Here is a 20,158-nt window from a genome sequence, read left to right on the forward strand (position 1 = left end):
AAGCAGCCGAACCGGAAGCAGCCGCGCCGGAAACGCCCGCGCATCGAGAACCGATCGAAAACCAGTGGCAGGCCCTCCCGTCGCGGATCATGCTGAGCGGATGCTCATCCGCGAAGCCACCCCCGAGGACTGGCCTGCCGTCTGGCCCTTCTTCCACACCGTCATCGCCGCCGGTGAGACGTTCCCCTACCCCCTCGACCTCTCCTCCGACCTCGGCCGGGAGTGGTGGATGCTCGCCGCACCCCATCGCACGGTGGTCGCGGTGGACGAGGCCGGCACGGTCGTCGGCACCGCCAACATGACCCGTAACCGCCCCGGCAACGGCGCGCACATGGCCAGCGCCAGCTACCTGGTCGACCCGGCGCACCACGGCCGCGGCATCGGGCGGGCCCTGGTCGAGTACACCCTCGACTGGGCTCGCGCCAACGGCTACCGCGCCATGCAGTTCAATGCCGTGGTCGCCAACAACCACCACGCCGTGAAGCTCTACCGGTCCCTCGGCTTCGACATCGTCGGCACCGTCCCCGAGGCCTTCCACCACCCCGTCGACGGATACGTCGGCCTGCACGTCATGCACCGGGCACTGTAAGGGAGTTCGCTACTCCTCGATCGCCCCGCCGACCCGCCGCAGGTGCTGCCGGAAGCTGTACGACGGGTCGGCGGCGCGGCGCTCCAGGTACTCGTCGAAGGCGGTCTGCCGGCGCAGCGTGTCGCCGGAGGCGATCCGCCCGGCCTGCGCGCGCTCGGTCCCGGCGATCCCGGCGGCCGTATCCAGCACCTCCCCGGCCCGGTCGGCCGGGACGAACAGCACCCCGTCCGCGTCGCCGAACACCACGTCCCCGGCGCTCACCAGGTGCGGCCCGACCCGCGCCGCCACCGCCGCCACCCCCACCGGCGCCGCCCTGAGCCCCACCCCCAACCGCACACACGCATCCGCCACCAACGGCGTCGACAACCCTGCGAACTCCTTCAGCATCCCCAACTCCTCCCGCCAAAAGCCCAGTTCACGCTGCCTCGATCCTAATCCGGGGTTCCGCCTCACCCCATTGAGTGATCGTCGTCCATCCACCCGACGTGCCACTCCGAGCTCACCTATTCTGTTGGCGCGTCCAACCAATCGACCGCGAGCGGGCCCAGGTCAGCCGCTTCAGCAATCCCCACCGCGACGAGTACACCGAGGTGCACCTGGCAGCCTTCGGCGAACCGCTCGCCCTCCCCGCCCCGTTCGAGTTCGAGTCGGACACCAAGGACTTCCTCTAGAAGTCCCAAGAACGCGACAAACGGCCCGCACCCCCCTTCCACCGGGGGTGCGGGCCGTCGTCGTGCGGGTGCGCGCGGGTCAGCCGCGGGTGGCCATGGCGCGCAGGAAGAAGGTGAGGTTGGCCGGGCGCTCGGCGAGGCGGCGCATGAAGTAGCCGTACCACTCCTGGCCGTAGGGCAGGTACACGCGCATGGTGTTGCCCTCGCCGGCGAGGCGCAGCTGCTCCTCGGGGCGGATGCCGAACAGCATCTGGTACTCGAAGGAGTCGCGCTTGCGGCCGTTCCACTGGGCGAGCTGGCCGGCGATCTTGATCATGTTGGGGTCGTGCGAGGCGATCATCGGGTAGCCCTCGCCGGCCATCAGGACCTTGAGCGCGCGGACGTACGCGAGGTCGACCTCGTGCTTGCCCTGGAAGGCGACCGACTCGGGCTCCTTGTAGGCGCCCTTGCACAGGCGCACGCGCGAGCCGGGGCCGGAGAACTCGCGGCAGTCGGCCTCGGTGCGGCGCAGGTAGGCCTGGAGCACGACGCCCAGCCAGGGGAAGTCCGCCCGCAGCTCGCGCGCGATGCCGAGGGTGGAGTCGGTGGTGGTGTGATCCTCCATGTCGAGGGTCACCGTGGTGCCGGCGTCGGCGGCGGCCTCGCAGATGCGGCGGGCGTTCTCCAGCGCGATCTTCTCGCCGTCCACCGGGAGGAACTGGCCGACGGCCGACAGCTTGACCGACACCTCGGCGCCGGCCGCGAGGCCGGTCTCCTTGAGCGCCTTGAGCAGGTGCTCGTAGGCCTCGGCGGTGCCGGCGGCCTGGGCGGCGTCCTGGGTGTCCTCGCCGAGGTGGTCCAGGGTGACCTTGCGGCCGGTGGCGATCAGGTCGTCGGTCGCGGTGACGGCGTCGTCGAGGACGTCACCGGCGACGAAGCGCTCGACTATCGCGTGGGTCGGCGGGAACTTCTCGACCACGGTGCGGACCTGCGGCGACCGGGAGGCCGCGAGAAGGGCGGAACGGAGCATCGTGACTCCTGGAGCTGGTGCTTCTAAGGGTGGCAGAAGGGGGCCGGGGCGGCGGGCGGCGGGTATGTGACACCGCCGCCCCGGCGGGCGGCGCCCGGCTGCGGGGCCGGGCGTCGCGGGTGACCGAGTGGTCAGGCGACCGGAGTGGTCAGGTGACCGACGCGGCCACGTGACCTGGACGGTCAGGCGACCGGAACGGTCGGGAGGGGCACTCAGCCCATGTGCGGGTAGCGGTAGTCCGTCGGCGGGACGAAGGTCTCCTTGACCGAGCGGGTCGAGGTCCACCGCGCCAGGTTCTGCTTGGCACCGGCCTTGTCGTTGGTGCCGGAGGCCCGGCCGCCGCCGAAGGGCTGCTGGCCGACGATGGCGCCGGTCGGCTTGTCGTTGATGTAGAAGTTGCCGGCCGCGAAGCGCAGCTTGTGCATGGCGTCCTGGGCGGCCGCGCGGTCCTGGGCGATGATCGCGCCGGTCAGGCCGTAGGCGGAGGCCGACTCCATCTGGGCCAGCATCTCGTCGTACTTGTCGTCCTGGTAGACGTGCACGGCGAGGATCGGGCCGAAGTACTCCTCGCGGAAGTACTCGGACGCCGGGTCCTCGCAGACCAGGACGGTCGGGCGGACGAAGTAGCCGACCGAGTCGTCGTAGGTGCCGCCGGCCAGGACCTCGACCGCGGGGTCGGCCTGGGCGCGGTCGATGGCGGCCTTGTTCTTGGCGAAGGCACGGTCGTCGATGACGGCGGACATGAAGTTCGCCAGGTCGGTGACGTCGCCCATGGTGAGGCCCTCGACCTCGGCGGCGAACTCGTCCTTGAGGCCGGCCCAGATCGAGGCCGGGACGTAGGCGCGGGAGAGCGCCGAGCACTTCTGGCCCTGGAACTCGAAGGCGCCGCGGGTCATCGCGGTCTTCAGCACGGCCGGGTCGGCGGACGGGTGGGCGACCAGGAAGTCCTTGCCGCCGGTCTCGCCGACGATCCGCGGGTAGGTGCGGTAGCCGGCGATGTTCTCGCCGACGGAGCGCCACAGGTGCTGGAAGGTGGCGGTGGAGCCGGTGAAGTGGATGCCGGCCAGCGCCGGGTGCTTGAGCGCCACGGCGGAGACGTCCAGGCCGTCGCCGGTCACCATGTTGATGACGCCCTTGGGCAGGCCGGCCTCCTCCAGCAGCTGCATCAGCAGGTGCGCGGAGTACTGCTGGGTCGGGGACGGCTTCCAGAGCACCACGTTGCCCATCAGCGCGGGCGCGGTCGGCAGGTTGCCGGCGATCGCGGTGAAGTTGAACGGGGTGATCGCGTAGACGAAGCCCTCCAGCGGGCGGTGGTCGCTGCGGTTCCACACGCCGTCCGAGGAGATCGGCTGCTCGGCCATGATCTGGCGGGCGAAGTGCACGTTGAAGCGCAGGAAGTCGACCAGCTCGCAGGGCGTGTCGATCTCGGCCTGCTGGGCGGTCTTGGACTGGCCGAGCATGGTGGCGGCGGCCAGGGTCTCGCGCCAGGGGCCGGCCAGCAGGTCGGCGGCCTTGAGGAAGATCGCGGCGCGGGAGTCGAAGGAGAGCGCCTGCCAGGCCGGGGCCGCGGCCAGGGCAGTGTCGATGGCCTCCTGCGCGTCGGCCTGGGTGGCGTTGCGCAGGGTGCCGAGCCTCGCCGCGTGGTTGTGCGGCTGGACGACGTGGATCTCGGCGCCGCCGCCCATGCGGCGCTCACCGTTGATCGTCATGGTCAGCTGGACCGGCTCCTGGCCGCCCAGCTCCTTCAGCTTGGCCTCCAGACGGGCCCGTTCCGGGCTGCCCGGGGCGTAGCTGTGGACCGGCTCGTTCACCGGCGCGGGGACCTGGGTCACAGCGTCCATAGAGCGCACGCTCTCCTTCGTTGATGCGGGGGGATGCCGGCGCGGGTCGCACGTCGGCCACAGCACGAACGCTATTCCTGCCCCTGGGGCCACTTGATTGGCCGGAAGGCTAAATTCCCCCGTACGGCGTTGTCCGGCCCGACGAAGGGGTCACGGCGCAATCACGGCGCGCCGTTGCCGGCCCGTCGCGCCGGAGGCCACCGGGAGCACCGGCCGGTCCCAGTCGATCCGGTGGCCGTGCACCGGGCGGAGCATCTTCTCCGGGCTCAGGAAGGTCCGCATCGCGATCGGCGCGAGCAGCCGGAACAGCGCCCGGCCGACCGGCCCGGAGGACTTCTGGTTGTTGGTGCGCGCCGCGTCGGCCGCGATCTTCTCGACCCGGGGCCGGCGCAGCGCCTCGTAGGCGGCGAAGGCGGCGGTGTGGTCGGGCAGGTCCCGCAGGCAGCGGGCGAGTTCGACGGCGCTCTCGACGGCCAGCGAGACGCCCTGGCCGGAGCTGTTGGAGGGGGCGTGCGCGCAGTCGCCGACCAGCACCATCCGGCCGCGGTACCAGTGCGGGACGGACGGCATGATCTCCAGCCGCGGGAAGACCTCGACGGTGTCGGCGGCGGCCTCGCGCAGCACGTCCCGGGCGGGCAGGTCGTCGGCGTGCAGGTCGCGGACCCGGCGCAGCCACTGCTCCGGGCTGACGGCGCGGACCTGTTCGGCGGTCAGCTGATCGGGCTGCGGGATGTTGCTGAACCAGGCCGTCCCGGCGCCGTCCGGCAGCCCCCAGTAGCCGAAGAAGGCGCGGGCGCCGTTGGCGAAGTGCATGGTCTCGCCGTGTCCGGCCCGGCCGGGCAGCCGGTGCGGGCTGTAGCCGCCGACGCCGAGCAGGCCGGTGTACCGCGCACCGGGTGCGGCCGGGTCGATCAGGGTGCGGACGGTGGAGCGGGTGCCGTCGGTGCCGATCAGCAGGTCGCCGGTGGCGGTGTCGCCGTCGGCGAAGCGGGCGGTGATGCCGTCGGCGCCCTCCTCGGCGCCGACCAGCCGTTTGCCGTACCGGACTTCGATGCCGCTCTCGCGCAGCCGCCGCTGGAGCACCTCGTACAGTTCGGCGCGGCGCATGACCCGGCCGGGCGGCAGGTCGGGGAGGCCGGCGAACTCGGCCAGCACGCCGCCCCGGCCGTCCTCGATCAGCATCGGGCCGATCGGCTGCCCGATCGCGCCGACCTCCGCCCCGAGCCCGACGGTCGCCAGGGCGTCGAGCCCGTTGGGGGCGATCATGAAGGTGCCGCCGATGCCCTCGGCGGAGGACTCGTAGGCCTCGAAGACGACGGCTTCGACGCCGGCCTTGCGCAGGGCCAGTGCCGTCACCGGCCCGGCGATCCCGCCGCCGATGACGAGGGCCCTCTTCTCCCCGTTGCTCGTACTCATTCCAGGCTCCCGAAGATCTCGTGCCAGGTCCGGATGAACTCCGGCTCCTTGAGTCGACCGACGAGGTGCTCGACGAAGCGGCCCTCGGCCTCCAGCGCGCCGACCCGGTGCTCCTCCTCGATCAGGAAGATCCAGGCCACGCCGTCGTCCGAGGCCTTCCGCAGGGCCGCCCGGATGCCCGTCACCTCGGCGGCCAGCGCGGCCCGCCGCTGTTCCAGCAGTTCCACGGCCTCGGCCGGCGGGACCACCATGAGCAGCGACAGCGCGACCCCGAACGCGGGGTACTCGTGCTGCGGTTCGGCGACGAGTTCGCGCATCCAGTCGGTGAGCTCCGCCCGGCCCTCGGGGGTGACGGCGTAGACGGTGCGCTCCGGTCGCTGGGTGTCGCGGACGGTCTCCTGTTCGGCGACGAACCCGGCCTTCCGCAGTTGCTCCACGACCATGTACAGCGAGCTGCGGTTGTACTTGATGTTGCGGTCCTTGCCGTGCTCCTTGAGCCGGCGCCCCATCTCGTACGGGTGCATCGGCCCGGCCACGAGTTCGGCCAGGACCGCGAGGGCCAGCGGGTTCGACACCTTGCGTCGCTTCGCCACGAGACGTCCTCATCTCTTGGTCAGTACTGACTATCCAATCCTGAATAGTCAGAGTCAACTATTTACGAAAGCCGGGCCACGACTCTGTCCGCCCGGCTAAAATCAACCACACGGCATTGTCCGAGCGGATGAAGGAGGCCCGATGACGACCCCCGGCCTCCCCGCCACCCCCGGACTCCCGCCCGTCCCCGGCCTCCCGCCCACCTCCGGCCTCCCGCTCCGCCGGCTGCTGATGTCCCTCGGCGAACCCCTGGTCGAACTCCAGGCCGCCCCGCAGGGCCTGGACGTCCCGGTCCGCGACGTCGCGATCCTCGACCCGGAGGACCCGCCGACCGCCGCCCCCGGCGAACTCGTCCTCGCGATCGGCGCCCGCGGCCGCGCCGCCCTCCCCGCCCTGCGTGCCGCCGGACGGGCCGGCGCCGCGGCGGTCGCGGTCAAACTGGACGGCCCCGGCCAGGCGGACGCACTGCGCGAGGCCGCTACCGAGGCGGGCGTCGCCCTGCTCTCGGTCCGCCGCGAGACCCGCTGGGAGCACCTCGACTCGCTGGCCCGCGCGATCATCGCCGGCCCGGACGCCCCGGACACCCCCGGCGCCCCCGAACCCAACGCGGGCGACCTCTTCTCCCTCGCGCAGACCGTCGCCGTGCTCACCAACGGCATCGTCTCGATCGAGGACACCTCCAGCCGGGTGCTGGCGTACTCCCGCTCCTCCGACTCGGACGAGGTCGACGACCTGCGCCGGCTCTCCATCCTCGGCTGGCAGGGCCCCGAGCCGTACCTGTCCAAGCTCCGCGAGTGGGGCATCTTCCAGCACCTGCGCACCTCGGACGCCCCGATCGCGGTCGAACCGCACCCCGAACTCGGCCTGCGCCGCCGCCTGGCGATCGGCATCCGGGCCGGGGCGCAGCCGCTCGGCACCATCTGGGTGCAGGAGGGGGCGCAGCCGCTGGCGCCGCTCGCCGATCAGGCCCTGGTCGGCGCCGCCCGGGTGGCCGCCGCCCAACTGGTGCGCCGCCGACGCGAGTTGTCCGCCGACACGCGACTCACCCGGACGCTGCTCACCGGCCTGCTGGAGGGCTCCACCGGCCCGCAGTCGCTCGCCACCCACCTGGGGCTGGACCTGCGGCGCCCGGCCACCGTGCTCGCCTACAGCGCGCACACCACCGAGGCGCTGCACCGCTCCGACGTCACCGGCCTGATCTCGGTGCACGCCGCCGCCCGACACCGCACCGCACTGCTCGCCCCGATCGAGTCCCGGGTGTACGTGCTGCTGCCCGAACTCCCGCCCGGCCTGCCGATGGCCACCGTGCGCGGCTGGGCGGACGAGGTGGTGGCGGCCGCCCGGGAGCACCTCGGCGTCCCGCTGCGCGCCGCGATCGGCTCGACCGTGGACGGCCTGGCCCAGGTGCCGGACTCCCGCGCGCAGGCGGACCGCATCCTGGACGCGATGGGCCGCGGCGGGGTGGACCTCGACGTGGCGGCGCTGATCGACGTCCAGGCCGAGGTGCTGGTCAGTGAGATGCTCGCGCTGCTCCAGGAGCGCTCCGGCCTGCGCGACCCCCGGCTCACCGCGCTCGCCGCGTACGACCGCCGGCACGGCACCCGGCTCGCCGAGTCGGTGCTGGCCTGGCTGGACGCGCTCGGCGAGGTCCGGGTCGCCGCGGACGCCCTGCACATCCACCCCAACACCCTGCGCTACCGGGTGCGCCGCGCCGAGCAGTTGACCGGCATCGACCTCGCCCAGCCGCAGCAGCGCCTGCTGGCGATGCTGCAACTGAGGCTGCCCGCGGACGAATGACCGCGGGCAGCCTCGACTCTCAGTGGCTCACTCGCCGTAGCCCTGGCCGCGCTTGTGCTCGTTCAGCCGGTGCCACGGGCCGGTGATGGCCAGCTGGATGCCCGGGGTCTGGATGTTGGCGAAGAGGGTCTTGCCGTCGTCCGAGAAGGTCACCCCGGTGAACTCGCTGAACTCCGGCTTCTCGGCGGTGCCGATGTTCAGCTCGTTGCGGGCGACGGAGTAGGTCAGCCCGTCCTCGGTGGCGCCGAACAGGTGCGACACGCCCTCGCCGTCCTCGGCGATCACGATGCCGCCGTACGGCGAGACGGTGATGTTGTCCGGGCCGTCGAAGTTGTCGTGGTCGCCCCAGACGTCGGTGTTGACGCCGAGCAGCACCTTCAGGGTGATGGTGCGGCGGGTCGGGTTGTAGAACCAGACCTGGCCGTCGTGCTGCACCGGGCTCTCCGAGCGGGCGAAGCTGGAGACGAAGTAGAAGCCGCCGTCACCCCACCACATGCCCTCCAGCTTGCGGGCACGGGTGACCTCGCCGTCCTTGAACTGCTTGCGGACCGAGACGGTCCTGGCGTCGCGGTCCTGAACCTTGACCCAGTCCGCGCCGTAGGTGGTGCCGACCTTGGTGGCGCGGGAGAGGTCGTCGACGAACTTGCCCTGGGAGTCGAAGACCTTGAAGGCCTCCAGCACGCCCGCGTCGGCGGCCAGCTTGCGCAGCTGGTAGCGGCCGTGCTTGAAGCCGGCCGGCGGGGTCCAGCGGAACAGCAGGCCGTTGGGGTTCGAGGCGTCCTCGGTCAGGTAGACGTGGCCGCGCTTCGGGTCCACCACGACGGCCTCGTGCGCGTACCGGCCGAAGGCCTTCACCGGCTGCGGGTCGCGGTTGTAGTCGTCGTCGAACGGGTCGACCTCGAAGATGTACCCGTGGTCCTTGGTGAAGCCGTTCTTGCCGGCCTTGTCCTCGGTCTCCTCGCCGGACAGCCAGGTGCCCCACGGGGTCACGCCGCCCGCGCAGTTGGTGGAGGTGCCGGCGATGCCGACCCACTGCTCGACCGAGCCGTTCCGCTTGGCGTGCACGATGGTGCAGCCGCCGGCCGCGCCCGGGTCGTAGACGTGGCCCTCGGTCAGCGGCACCGGGTACGGCCAGTTGGCGCGGGCACCGGACAGCTCGTGGTTGACGACCAGCAGGTTGCCGCCGCGCTCGTCCTCGAAGGCGGAGGTGCCGTCGTGGTTGCTCGGGGTGAACTCGCCGGTGCGCAGCCGGGTGACGCCGGCGCGGTTGACGACCTTGTACGCGAAGCCCTTGGGCAGCGACAGCAGCCCGGCCGGGTCCTGCACCAGCGGGCCGTAGCCGACGGCGGCGCGCGCGGCACCGGTGTCACCCGTCGCGGACGCGGCCGGCAGCTCGCCGCCGGCCGGGGCGGCGATCGCGCCCGGAGCGCTGGCCAGCGCCTCCGCGCTGCCGGCGATCAGCACGCCGGCCCCGACGAGGGTGGAACGGTTGACGAAGTCCCGGCGGGACAGCGGCATGGCAGCAACTCCTGAGGAATCGGCCGCCGGACCGGGGGCGGGCCCGGTGGCCGGCGGGCGGGGCGTCGAGACGGGGCGTCGACGACCAGCAGACTCCGCCGCGGGGATGAACCCGGCATGAAGCCCACCTCACGCCCAGGCGGCCATTTGCCGACCGATGACCGACACATGACCTCCGCTTTGCCTACGGCACCTGCCGAGGGTCACCCCGACCGCGTCGTCCGCCACTGCTCCCAGGCCGACAACCACAGCTGCTCGGCGAGCCGGTGCTCCTCCCAGACCTCCGGCCCGCCGCCCCGCCGCTCCCGCCAGAGCTGCTCCCAGGCCCGCTGCGCCGGCAGGCTCGCCACCTCGCTGGCGAACACCGTGTACCGGACGACCTCCTCGACGGCCGCCCCGCCCTCCGGCGTGCCGATCAGCCAATGCGTGTGCCGGGCAAGCCGGTTGAGGTGGTTGACCATCGCGGTCAGCGCCGTCACCGCCTCCTCCCGGGTCTCGGTGGCGAGCCGCATCTGCTGGCGCACCGCCACCTCCCAGCGCACCTCGTAGGCGTCCCCGCGCGGGCGCCGCGGCGTCCGCCCGGCCCGGACCTGCGCCTCGACGGCGGCGGACTCGGCGACGCTCTGCGCGATCAGCTCCCGGTGCGCCTCCAGCCCGACGGCGGGCGGCAGTTCGCGCTCCTCCACCGGGACCTGCCGGGCCCGCCGGGCGGCCAGCTCGCCCAGCAGCTCGGCCCGGCCGCGCAGGTACGGCTCGAAGTCCGCGATCCCGCCGAGCTCCACGCCGCCGGGCGGCACCCCGCGCCCGCACACCGTCACGGTCAGGCCGCCGATCCGCAGCCGCCCGGCCCAGACCGGTGCTGCCCCGTCGGCGGCCGACGCGCCCGGCCAGAGCACCGGCCGGTCCTCGTGCACCTCCACCGGGTACGGCTCGCCGTCCACCGTGATCCACTCGCGCAGCGCCCGCACCCGGCCCGGCCCGTCGCCCTCGTCGACCCCGAGGTGGTCGTAGACCCGGTCCCGTTCGTCCTCGACCACGTCCTCCAGCTCGGGCAGGTCCTCGCCGTGCTCCGCGCCCGGCCGGTAGGTGCGCACGCTGACGTACGGGCCGGCCACCGAGCTCCAGTCGCCGGACTGCACCTCGACCCAGGCGAGTTCGCCGCCGGAGGTCTCGAAGGCGGCCAGCGCCTCGCCCCAGCCGCCCGTCGCGCCGCCCCCGCGCGACAGCCCCGCGACGACGCCGTACACCGGGAAGTCGGCCGCGGCCACCGTCCGGCGGGAGAAGTCATCCACCGCGGCGAGACGCTCCTCCCTGCTCCTCGGGTCCGGGACGCGCGCAGGGTCCGTCCGCCCGACGTTCCACTCCGGGGGCCTGCCGCCACTCTCCCGCATCATCCTGTGCCGCACCCCCGAGTCCTCGCGCCCGCACCGCCGACGCCACCTTAGTGCCCGGGACCTGCCGGGTCATCAGCTCGGGTGCCGGGCACCGGCGCAGGCCGCGTCGGGACGCCCGGTCGCCAACGGGCACGGGCCGTGTCAGGAGGCGCGGTTGTCAGCCGCCCTCCCTACCCTGGCGGCATGACAGCAGACAGCAGCTTCCCGGCCCGGATCAGCATCGTCACCCTCGGGGTCTCCGACCTCGACCGCAGCGCCCGCTTCTACGAAGGCCTGGGCTGGCGGCGGTCCTCCGCCTCCAGCCCGGAGATCGTCTGGTTCCGCACCGCCGACTCGGCGCTCGGCCTCTTCCCCACCGAGGAGCTGGCCGCCGACGCGGGCGTGCCCGCCACCGGCGAGCCCGCCTTCCGCGGCGTCACCCTCGCGGTGAACCTGGAGTCCCCCGCGCTGGTGGACGCCGCGTTGAAGACGGCGGTCGAGGCCGGCGCCGTGGTGGTCAAGCCGCCGGTCCCGACCAGCTGGGGCGGCTACTCCGGCTACTTCGAGGACCCGGACGGCCACCTCTGGGAGCTGGCCCACAACCCGTTCTTCCCCTTCGCCGAGGACGGCTCCCTGGATCTCCCCTGACCCGCCCGCCCATCAGCCCGCCGAAGCCCCCCCCGTCGGCCCGTCAGCCCTTGGACCGCGCCTTGAAGGCCGCCTTGCGCGCCTCCTTGGCCACCGCCCGGTCCAGGTGCAGCTCCCCGACGGCCTCCAGGACGTCCGCCGTGTACGGGTGGTCGACCCGCCAGAGCTCGCCGAAGTAGGACGCCGGGTTGCCGGTCACCGGCAGGTCCGCGATCAGCTCGCGCAGCAGCTCGGCGTCGCCGCCGCTGTCCAGCAGCTGGGCGGCGAAGGTGTCGACCACCGTCCACAGCGCCATCGTCCGCTCCGGCACCGGCACGTCCGTCGCTCCCTTCGAGGTCAGCCAGGCCCGGGCGGCGCCGCCCAGCTCGGGGTCGTCCAGTACGTCGCGCGCGGCCGGCTCGGCGGCCGTGCCCAGCATGTTCAGCGCCGAGACGCCGAGCATCCGCCGCATCGGGGCGTACGCGTCGTCGCCGCGCGCCGCCGCCAGCAGCTCGCGCGCCGCCGCCACCGGCTCCCGGCCGGTGATCCAGACCCGCAGCTCCTCGTCCGGCAGCACGTTGGCGGCCTCGCACACCGCGCGCAGCAGCTCGGCCGCGTCGCCCTGGGCCAGCTCGCCGACCAGCGGCGCGTCGTAGCCGTCCTCCAGCAGCCACTGCCGGATGCCGTACTGGCCGAGCGGGGTGAGCCGGACGAGACCGAAGCGCGCCGACTCCTCCTCGTCCAGCGGCGCCTCGCCGACGAGGGCGGGCTCCTCGCCCTCCGGGCCCTCCTCCTCGTCGAACAGCTCCGGGTCGATCGGCCGGTACTCCAGCAGGCCCAGCTCGGCCAGGTCGCCCAGCATCGGGTCCAGTGCGACCATCACATCGGTGATGTCGCCCAGCAGCTCCTCGCTCGGCTCCTCGCCCTCCGGCACCACCAGCAGCGCGGCCAGCACGCCCAGCGGCACGGTCTCGTTGCCCGGATCGGCGAAGGCGGTGGTCTCGTACAGCACCTGCAACGCCTCGTCCAGCAGCTCGGCGGCGGCGTCCCGGGCCTCCTCGACCTCGCTCAGGGCGTCCTCGTCCTCCTCCCCGGCCTCCCCGGCCTCCCCGCCCTCGGCGGCCCGCGCGGCCTCCTCCTCCGGCAGCGAGTCGGCCTCCACGGCCAGCTCCCGGACGATCCCGGCGGCGGTCAGCCACAGCTCCAGGACGGTCTCCGGGTCACCCTCCTCGGCGGGCTCCAGATCCGGGCCCGGCACGGCGACGTGCTCACCGGCCGCCGTCGTCCCGATCTCCACCAGGTCCAGGTCGCAGGCCAGCGACCAGGCCCGCATCGCCTCGACCTCCGCCTCCTCCGGCACCTCCCCCTCGGCGGGGGCCAGGCCCAGCAGCTGCGCCGCGGGAGCCCGGTCCTCCTCCACCAGGTCGCCGAACTCGTCCACCACCCGGTGCGGGGCGGCCCAGCGGGCCAGCGCCAGCGCGTACCCGAACATCGGCACGGCCTTCGCCAGGGCGGCCAGCTCCTCCTCGGCGGGCAGCTTCACCGGCGGTACCAGGACCGCCGCGTCGTCCAGGTCCTCGCCGTCCAGCCCGTGCGCGGCGAACGCCCCGTAGAGGTCCTGGAGCTCCAGGTTGGCGGGCAGAACCGGCTCGGCCGCACTCTCCCCCGGCGAAGCCCCGGCGTTCTTCCGACGTCGTCCGGCCATCGTTGTGCGTTCTCCCTCAGCCAGCGGTCCGCCTATCAGCTCAGCGTCCCGATCCACCACCTCAGCGTATAGGCCGGGCACCCCCGATGCCCGGCCTCAAGGGGCGCGCGCCGCAACCGTGCGCCCACCCTTTATCCTTCGCATTGGCACCGTGCACACCCCGCGCGGGCCACCGGGCAATGAAGCCCTTCGCCCTCCCCGCCCGACACCGGGCAGGAGGGGCCCACTCAGCTCACCCGCTCCACCAGGGAGCCCCGCACCGCGGCCACCACCACAGCGCCTCAGGACGGGCGCGCCGGCACACCCCGCCGACCCGGTGGTGCCCTGCCACAGGAGATCCCTTACATGGCGGACCTCTCCCCCGCCGGCTCCGGCCTGCGCACCGCGCAGCTCGACGGACGCCGACTCTCGGAGGCCCTGCTTCCCCTGGAGCTCGCGCCCCGCGCCCAGCTCCAGCTCGCCGCGGTCAGCCGCTGGAACGCGCTGCGCGGTGTCCGCGTCGGCCTCGTCGCCGCCGCCCTGCTGCTGATGCTGATCGGTGCCAACCTGGCGACGCCGATCTACCCGCTCCTCCAGCAGCGCCTCGGCCTCGGCCCGCTCGACACCACGATCCTCTTCACGATCTACGTGTTCGCGCTGGTCCCCGTACTCGCCGTGGTCGGCCACTGGTCCGACCACCTCGGCCGCCGCGCCCTGATCCTGCCCGCCGTCGCCCTGGCCGCCGCCGGCGACGTCGTGTTCGCCACCTCGGGCAGCTTCTGGCAGCTCGCGGCCGGCCGGGCCGTCCAGGGCATCGCCGTCGGCCTCTCCACCGGCGCCGCCGGGGCCGCCCTCGGCGACCTGCTGCCCGACCACCCGACGCTCGCCGCCAAGCTCACCCTGGCCTGTTCCGCCGGCGGCGTCGCGCTCGGCCCGGTGGTCGGCGCCCTGCTCGCCAACGGCGCGGACCCGCTGCTGACGCCCTTCCTGCTGCACGCCATCGCCCTGCTGGCGCTCTGCGTGCCGCTGGCCCTCGTCCACCCGCGGATGCCCGGCCGCAACCGCCCGCCGACCACCCCGCCCCGCATCACCACCCCGGCCCACCTGCGCCCGCGCCGGCTCGCCCTGCCGGTCGCCGGCCGCCGCGAGTTCCTGCTCGCCGCCTCGGCCGGCTTCATCTCGTACGCGGTGTTCGGCGTCTACCTGGCGCTCGCCCCGGCCTTCTCCGCCAAGCTGCTGCACACCTCCTCGCACCTGACCGGCGCGATCGTGGCCGCCCTGCTGCTCGGCTCCTCCGCGCTGGCCCAGTTGGTCGTCCCGCCGACCTCCGACCGTCTGGTGATCGCCCTCGGCATGACCGGCCTGGCCGCCGGCCTGGCCCTGGTCGTCGCCGCCCAGTACACCGGCACGCCCGCCCTGCTCTTCATCGGCAGCATCCTCGGCGGCGCCTGCCAGGGCATCGCCTTCCGCTCCCTGTTCACCAGCGCGGCCGCCGCGATGGACCCGGAGCGCCGCGGTTCCGAGCTCTCCGCCCTCTGGGTCATCGTCTACCTCGGCAGTTCCCTCCCCATCGTGATCGTCGGCGCCCTGGTCCAGCACTACGGCCTCCTCCCCGCCGTCAGCGGCTTCGCCGCCGTCGCCGCCCTCCTCTGCGCGACCCTGGCCCTCGCCGTCGCCCGCAAACCCAGGCAGTCCTGACCTACCGCAGCCAAAAACGCCGCCGCCCGGGACCGAAGTCCCGGGCGGCGTTCGTACAGGGCTACTCAGCCCAAGGGGCCCAGTCACCGGTGTTGATCTCAAGATCAAAGGGCTTGGGCAACCGAACTGGCTCGCCGAACTTCCACTGACCCAGCACCTGGTAGGTCCCCTCGCCGCGGTCCGGCTCGCCGAACAAGGTGACGCCGGGCTGCCGCGGGTCACGGTCGACCAACAGGTAGTACGGGATCCCGGTGCGTGCGTAACCACTCCATTTGGTGGGCTTCACCTGTCGACCGAACATGGGGCGCCGGTCATGGCGCGCGTTGGACGCGGAGGTCACCTCCACCACCAGCTCAAGATCGACCGGGTGGACGTACAACACATCCTTGGCCCGCTTCTCTGCATCGACGTCCCTGCTCACGATCACCATGTCCGGGATGTAACCGCCCTCGATCTCGACCAGGTCCAGGTTGACCGTCCGGACGGCGCGCCATTGGAACTTCGCGTCAGCGATTTTGCCTGCCAGCACCGACTCCTGAATGTCCGTGAGGATCCCCTCATGGAGGTACACCGGGGCTGGTGACACAACGATCTCCCCTCCGATCACCTCAACCCGTGTGCCGTCATCCGGGAGCCGGAGATACTCGCCGAGTTCTCCCCGGACCCACATGGCGTACGGCGAGTCAGGCAGAAGCAACTGCGCGAACGCAACTACCGACATGACTTCGCTCCCTCCGAGGTCGCGGCTCCAACCTGGCCGCCCGCTGGCAGATATACCACTGCCGCACAAACCTTTCCCCCGAAGGAGAGGTTTGCGCGGCAGCGGGTTGACGGAAAAGCCGTCCGTCAGACGTTGAAGCCGAGGGCGCGGAGCTGGTCGCGGCCGTCGTCGGTGATCTTGTCGGGGCCCCACGGCGGCATCCAGACCCAGTTGATGCGCAGGTCCTGGACCAGGCCGTCGGTGGCGGTCTTGGCCTGGTCCTCGATGACGTCGGTCAGCGGGCAGGCCGCCGAGGTGAGCGTCATGTCGATGGTGGCCACGTCGGACTCGTCGATGTGGATGCCGTAGATCAGGCCCAGGTTGACGACGTCGATGCCCAGTTCGGGGTCGACGACGTCCATCAGGGCCTCGGTCAGGTCCTCCACGGACACGGTGCCGGCGGTGGTGCCGACGATGACGACGCCGTTCGGCTGGTCCTCCGCAGCGGAGGGGGTTTCGTCACTCATGGTCTGTCCTCCTCTGCGGGTCAGTCGTTCACGGCGGGGTGCTGGGCGAGCGCCTGGGCGGTGGCGTCCTTCCAGGCCATCCAGCTGAGCAGGGCGCACTTGACCCGGGCGGGGTACTTGGAGACGCCGGCGAACGCGACCGCGTCCTCCAGCACCTCCTCGTCGCCCTCGCCCTGGCCCTTGCTCTGCATCAGCTCCAGGAAGGCCTCCTGGACGGTCTGCGCCTCGCCGACGGTCTTGCCCACGACCAGGTCGTTCAGCACCGAGGCGCTGGCCTGGCTGATCGAGCAGCCCTGGGACTCGTACGAGACGTCGGCGACCGTCGAGCCGTCGAGCCGCACCCGCAGGGTGATCTCGTCACCGCAGGTCGGGTTGACGTGGTGCACCTCGGCGTCGCCGTCCCGCAGCCCCTTGCCGTGGGGGTTGCGGTAGTGGTCCAGGATGATGTCCTGGTACATCGAGTCGAGCTTCATGTCCTGCCCTGTCCCGTCAGCCGAAGAAGTTCCGGACGTGGTGCAGGCCGTCGATCAGTGCGTCGACCTCGCCCGGCGTCGAGTACAGGTAGAACGACGCCCGCGTGGTCGCCGGAATTCCGTACCGCAGGCAGACCGGCCGCGCGCAGTGGTGGCCGACGCGCACGGCGATGCCCTGCTCGTCCAGCACCTGGCCCACGTCGTGCGGGTGGATGTCGCCGAGGGTGAAGGAGATCGCGGCGCCGCGGTCGACGGCCGTGCGCGGGCCGATGATCCGCAGATCCGGGACCTCCAGCAGGCGCTCGACCGCGTACGCGGTGATCGCGTGCTCGTGCGCGGCGATCTTCTCCATGCCGATGTCCGACAGGTAGTCGATGGCCGCGCCGAGCCCGACCGCCTGGGCGATCGGCGGGGTGCCGGCCTCGAACTTGTGCGGCGCCGGGGCGTAGGTGGACGAGCCCATGGTGACGGTCTCGATCATCTCGCCGCCGCCGAGGAACGGCGGGAGGTCCTCCAGCAGCTCCTGGCGGCCCCAGAGCACGCCGATGCCGGTCGGGGCGAGCATCTTGTGACCGGTGAAGGCGACGAAGTCGGCTTCCAGCGCCTGGACGTCCAGCACCATGTGCGGGGCGGCCTGCGAGGCGTCGATGACGACCAGCGCGCCGACCGACTGGGCCTTGCGGACGATCGTCTCGACCGGGTTGACGGTGCCGAGCAGGTTGGAGACCAGGGTGAAGGAGACCACCTTGGTCTTCTCGGTGATCAGCTCGTCGATGTCGGACAGGTCGAGCCGGCCCTCGTCGGTGAGCCCGAACCACTTCAGCTTCGCGCCGGTGCGCTGCGACAGCAGCTGCCACGGAACGATGTTGGAGTGGTGCTCCATCTCCGTGATGACGATCTCGGAGTCGGCGTCCACCCGGTACGGCTCGTCGGCCCAACCGAGCATGTTGGCAACGAGGTTGAGCGACTCGGAGGCGTTCTTGGTGAAGATCACCTCGTTGCGGCTGGGCGCGTTGACGAAGGCCGCGACCTTGTCCCGCGCGCCCTCATAGAGCGCCGTGGCCTCTTCGGCGAGCACGTGCACGCCGCGGTGGACGTTGGCGTTGTGCCGCTCGTAGTAGGCGGTCAGGGCTTCCAGCACCTGGCGCGGCTTCTGCGAGGTGGCCGCGTTGTCCAGGTAGACGAGCGGCTTCTCCTCGTGCAGCACACGCTGCAGGATCGGAAAGTCCTTGCGGATCGCGTCGGTGTCGAGCAGACCCGTGAACGGATGCGTCACTCGGACGCGCCCCCCTTCACATACGCCTCGTAGCCCTCGTTCTCCAGCTTGTCGGCCAGCTCGGCACCGCCGGACTCGACGATGCGGCCGCCCGCGAAGACGTGGACGTAGTCGGGCTTGATGTACCGCAGGATGCGGGTGTAGTGGGTCACCAGCAGGGTGCCGACCTCGCCGGTCGAGCGGACCCGGTTGATGCCCTCGGAGACGATCCGCAGCGCGTCGACGTCCAGGCCGGAGTCGGTCTCGTCGAGGATCGCGATCTTCGGCTTGAGGAGCTCCAGCTGGAGGATCTCGTGGCGCTTCTTCTCGCCGCCGGAGAAGCCCTCGTTGACGTTGCGCTCGGCGAAGGCCGGGTCCATCTGGAGGGCGGCCATCGCCTCCTTGACCTCCTTCACCCACAGACGCAGCTTGGGGGCCTCGCCGCGGACGGCGGTGGCGGCGGTGCGCAGGAAGTTGCTCACCGAGACGCCCGGGACCTCGACCGGGTACTGCATGGCCAGGAAGACGCCGGCCTTGGCGCGCTCGTCGACGGACATCTCCAGGACGTCCTCGCCGTCCAGCAGCACCGAGCCGCCGGTGACGGTGTACTTGGGGTGGCCGGCGAGCGAGTAGGCCAGGGTGGACTTGCCGGAGCCGTTCGGACCCATGATCGCGTGGGTCTCGCCCTGCTTCACGGTCAGGTCGACGCCCTTGAGGATCTCGCGCGGGCCGTTCTCGGCCTCGACGGAGACGTGCAGGTCGCGGATTTCAAGCGTTGCCATGGGTACTCAGGACTCCTGGTTGACGGAGACGAGCACATCGTCCCCTTCGATCTTTACGGGGTAGACAGCGACCGGCTTGGTGGCGGGCAGGCCGGAGGGCTTGCCGGTGCGCAGGTCGAAGCTGGAGCCGTGCAGCCAGCACTCGATCATGCAGTCCTCGACCTCGCCCTCGGAGAGCGAGACGTTCGCGTGCGAGCAGGTGTCGTTGATCGCGAACACCCCCTCGTCGGTGCGGACGACGGAGACCGGCACGCCGTTGAGGTCCACGCGCTTGGGCACGTCCTCCTGGAGGTCGCTCAGCGCGCAGGCACGGAGGAAGGTCATCTGGATCAGACCGCCGCTTCCAGCTCGGCCTCGATCTTCTCCATCAGCTGGTCCTGGATCTCGGCGACGCCGATCTGCTGGACGAGTTCGGCGAAGAAGCCGCGGACCACCAGGCGGCGGGCCTCGTCGGCCGGGATGCCGCGGGACCGCAGGTAGAACAGCTGCTCGTCGTCGAAGCGGCCGGTCGCGGAGGCGTGGCCGGCGCCGACGATCTCGCCGGTCTCGATCTCCAGGTTGGGGATCGAGTCGACCCGGGCGCCGTCGGTGAGCACCAGGTTGCGGTTGAGCTCGTAGGTGTCGGTGCCCTCGGCGGCGGCGCGGATCAGCACGTCGCCGACCCAGACGACGTGGGCGTCCTGGCCCTGCAGCGCGCCCTTGTAGACCACGTTGGAGCGGCAGTGCGGGGTGTCGTGGTCGATGACCAGACGGTGCTCCAGGTGCTGGCCGGCGTCGGCGAAGTAGAGGCCGAACAGCTCGGCCTCGCCGCCGGGCGCGGCGTAGTTGACCCGCGGGTGGATCCGGACGACGTCGCCGCCGAAGGTGACGACCACGGACTTCAGCGAGGCGTCCCGGCCGACCAGCGCGGTCTGCTGGGCGACGTGGACGGCGTTGCGGTCCCAGTCCTGGACGGAGACGAAGGTGAGCTTGGCACCGTCGCCGACGAGCAGCTCGACGTTGGCGGCCCGGGTGCCGGTACCGGTGTGGTTGATCACCACGACGGCCTCGGCGAACGGCTTGACGTCGACCACCACGTGGGCGAAGCGGGTGCCGCCCTCGCCGTGCACGTCGATCTTGACCGGCCCGGTGAGCACCGCGTCCTGGGGGACGGTGACCACGAGCGCCTGCTCGAAGGCGCTGAACGCCTGCGCGGCGACCCGGTCGACGGGCTTGCCGGCCTTGCCCAGACGGGCGTCGTCGCGGCCGACGGTCTCGGCGGTGACGCCGTCCGGCAGGCTCAGCTCGACCTTGTCCTCGCCCTTGGCCGCCTCGGCGGCGGTGCCGTCGTGCAGGCCGCCCAGGCGGTGCATCGGGGTGAACCGCCAGTCCTCCTCGCGGCCGGTGGGCACCGGGAAGTCGCCGACCTCGAACGAGGGCTTGACGGCGACCCGGGCGTCGATCGGCTGCTGGACGGTGGCGCGGCCGGTGCCGGGGCCGGCGAGCTGGGCGCCGGCGCCGGCGGTGCCGACCTCGATCGACCCGGCGGTGGTGGAGCCGGTGGTGGTGTTGACGTCAGCCATGGCTGTCGTAGTGCTCTCTTCCTCGAAAAGCTCGAAAAGTCG

At 72.1% G+C, this 20,158-nt stretch carries 20 protein-coding genes; 5 read left to right on the plus strand and 15 right to left on the minus strand.

All coding sequences use genetic code 11. The annotated features are described in order from the left end of the window. Positions 1-100: 100 nt before the first annotated feature. Positions 101-589 (plus strand): GNAT family N-acetyltransferase, encoded by a 489-nt coding sequence (locus tag ACIOGZ_RS18870; RefSeq protein WP_363580489.1) that lies wholly within the window; start codon positions 101-103, stop codon positions 587-589. A 9-nt stretch (positions 590-598) separates the two neighbouring features. Here ACIOGZ_RS18870 and ACIOGZ_RS18875 read toward each other — a convergent pair whose 3' ends face one another. Next, positions 599-976: a hypothetical protein gene (locus ACIOGZ_RS18875; RefSeq protein ID WP_363580487.1), complete on the minus strand. Its 378-nt coding sequence runs from the start codon at positions 974-976 to the stop codon at positions 599-601. A gap of 98 nt (positions 977-1,074) precedes the next feature. Between ACIOGZ_RS18875 and ACIOGZ_RS18880 the strand changes: the two genes are divergently transcribed. After that, a complete protein-coding gene (locus tag ACIOGZ_RS18880) occupies positions 1,075-1,260 on the plus strand; it encodes a hypothetical protein (protein ID WP_400986511.1) in 186 nt (61 codons plus the stop codon). Between the two features lie 79 nt (positions 1,261-1,339). Here the strand turns inward: ACIOGZ_RS18880 and ACIOGZ_RS18885 are convergent, their stop codons facing one another. The 4 genes from ACIOGZ_RS18885 to ACIOGZ_RS18900 form a co-directional block, all read right to left on the minus strand. Next, positions 1,340-2,269 carry a proline dehydrogenase family protein gene (locus tag ACIOGZ_RS18885; RefSeq protein WP_363580483.1) on the minus strand — a complete coding sequence of 310 codons (930 nt, stop codon included), beginning with the start codon at positions 2,267-2,269 and terminating at the stop codon, positions 1,340-1,342. Positions 2,270-2,481: 212 nt separating this feature from the next. After that, on the minus strand, positions 2,482-4,110 hold the full coding sequence (pruA, locus tag ACIOGZ_RS18890; RefSeq protein ID WP_400986512.1) for an L-glutamate gamma-semialdehyde dehydrogenase: 1,629 nt from the start codon (positions 4,108-4,110) through the stop codon (positions 2,482-2,484). Between the two features lie 150 nt (positions 4,111-4,260). After that, positions 4,261-5,526: an FAD-dependent monooxygenase gene (locus ACIOGZ_RS18895; RefSeq protein WP_363580479.1), complete on the minus strand. Its 1,266-nt coding sequence runs from the start codon at positions 5,524-5,526 to the stop codon at positions 4,261-4,263. Then, positions 5,523-6,119 carry a PadR family transcriptional regulator gene (locus ACIOGZ_RS18900; protein WP_363580477.1) on the minus strand — a complete coding sequence of 199 codons (597 nt, stop codon included), beginning with the start codon at positions 6,117-6,119 and terminating at the stop codon, positions 5,523-5,525. The genes ACIOGZ_RS18895 and ACIOGZ_RS18900 overlap by 4 nt, the downstream gene beginning before the upstream one ends. A gap of 142 nt (positions 6,120-6,261) precedes the next feature. Here ACIOGZ_RS18900 and ACIOGZ_RS18905 point away from each other — a divergent pair, with 142 nt between their 5' ends. After that, on the plus strand, positions 6,262-7,917 hold the full coding sequence (locus ACIOGZ_RS18905) for a helix-turn-helix domain-containing protein (protein WP_363580475.1): 1,656 nt from the start codon (positions 6,262-6,264) through the stop codon (positions 7,915-7,917). A gap of 27 nt (positions 7,918-7,944) precedes the next feature. Here ACIOGZ_RS18905 and ACIOGZ_RS18910 read toward each other — a convergent pair whose 3' ends face one another. Both ACIOGZ_RS18910 and ACIOGZ_RS18915 read right to left on the minus strand, forming a co-directional pair. Beyond that, a complete protein-coding gene (locus ACIOGZ_RS18910; RefSeq protein WP_363580473.1) occupies positions 7,945-9,435 on the minus strand; it encodes an alkaline phosphatase PhoX in 1,491 nt (496 codons plus the stop codon). A gap of 203 nt (positions 9,436-9,638) precedes the next feature. Next, a complete protein-coding gene (locus ACIOGZ_RS18915; RefSeq protein ID WP_363580471.1) occupies positions 9,639-10,727 on the minus strand; it encodes a hypothetical protein in 1,089 nt (362 codons plus the stop codon). A 285-nt stretch (positions 10,728-11,012) separates the two neighbouring features. Here ACIOGZ_RS18915 and ACIOGZ_RS18920 point away from each other — a divergent pair, with 285 nt between their 5' ends. Beyond that, positions 11,013-11,456: a VOC family protein gene (locus tag ACIOGZ_RS18920; protein ID WP_363618678.1), complete on the plus strand. Its 444-nt coding sequence runs from the start codon at positions 11,013-11,015 to the stop codon at positions 11,454-11,456. Positions 11,457-11,499: 43 nt separating this feature from the next. Here the strand turns inward: ACIOGZ_RS18920 and ACIOGZ_RS18925 are convergent, their stop codons facing one another. Beyond that, a complete protein-coding gene (locus ACIOGZ_RS18925; RefSeq protein WP_400986515.1) occupies positions 11,500-13,140 on the minus strand; it encodes a hypothetical protein in 1,641 nt (546 codons plus the stop codon). Positions 13,141-13,485: 345 nt separating this feature from the next. On the opposite strand from ACIOGZ_RS18925, the gene ACIOGZ_RS18930 reads away from it, so the two are divergent. Beyond that, the gene (locus tag ACIOGZ_RS18930) at positions 13,486-14,817 is read left to right on the plus strand and encodes an MFS transporter (protein WP_363580465.1); all 1,332 of its coding nucleotides are present in this window, start codon (positions 13,486-13,488) and stop codon (positions 14,815-14,817) included. Positions 14,818-14,878: 61 nt separating this feature from the next. On the opposite strand, the gene ACIOGZ_RS18935 is transcribed toward ACIOGZ_RS18930, so the two are convergent. From ACIOGZ_RS18935 to sufD, 7 genes are all read right to left on the minus strand, one after another. After that, complete coding sequence (locus ACIOGZ_RS18935) at positions 14,879-15,538, minus strand: Uma2 family endonuclease (protein ID WP_400986517.1); 660 nt, start codon at positions 15,536-15,538, stop codon at positions 14,879-14,881. Between the two features lie 125 nt (positions 15,539-15,663). Next, positions 15,664-16,044 carry a metal-sulfur cluster assembly factor gene (locus ACIOGZ_RS18940; RefSeq protein WP_350880450.1) on the minus strand — a complete coding sequence of 127 codons (381 nt, stop codon included), beginning with the start codon at positions 16,042-16,044 and terminating at the stop codon, positions 15,664-15,666. A gap of 20 nt (positions 16,045-16,064) precedes the next feature. Continuing rightward, positions 16,065-16,517, minus strand: coding sequence for a Fe-S cluster assembly sulfur transfer protein SufU (gene sufU / locus ACIOGZ_RS18945; protein ID WP_063349529.1), 453 nt, complete (start codon positions 16,515-16,517; stop codon positions 16,065-16,067). Between the two features lie 16 nt (positions 16,518-16,533). Further along, positions 16,534-17,793: a cysteine desulfurase gene (locus tag ACIOGZ_RS18950; RefSeq protein ID WP_350880453.1), complete on the minus strand. Its 1,260-nt coding sequence runs from the start codon at positions 17,791-17,793 to the stop codon at positions 16,534-16,536. Next, positions 17,790-18,554 carry a Fe-S cluster assembly ATPase SufC gene (gene sufC, locus ACIOGZ_RS18955; RefSeq protein WP_030290237.1) on the minus strand — a complete coding sequence of 255 codons (765 nt, stop codon included), beginning with the start codon at positions 18,552-18,554 and terminating at the stop codon, positions 17,790-17,792. Before sufC ends, ACIOGZ_RS18950 begins: the two co-directional genes overlap by 4 nt. 6 nt (positions 18,555-18,560) lie before the next feature. Beyond that, complete coding sequence (locus tag ACIOGZ_RS18960) at positions 18,561-18,878, minus strand: bifunctional 3-phenylpropionate/cinnamic acid dioxygenase ferredoxin subunit (RefSeq protein WP_063349526.1); 318 nt, start codon at positions 18,876-18,878, stop codon at positions 18,561-18,563. 5 nt (positions 18,879-18,883) lie between these two features. Further along, positions 18,884-20,116 carry a Fe-S cluster assembly protein SufD gene (sufD, locus tag ACIOGZ_RS18965; protein ID WP_363627949.1) on the minus strand — a complete coding sequence of 411 codons (1,233 nt, stop codon included), beginning with the start codon at positions 20,114-20,116 and terminating at the stop codon, positions 18,884-18,886. Positions 20,117-20,158: the final 42 nt, after the last annotated feature.

It is taken from the genome of Kitasatospora sp. NPDC088160 (assembly GCF_044741445.1).
In the GTDB taxonomy this organism is placed as follows: Bacteria; Actinomycetota; Actinomycetes; order Streptomycetales; family Streptomycetaceae; genus Kitasatospora.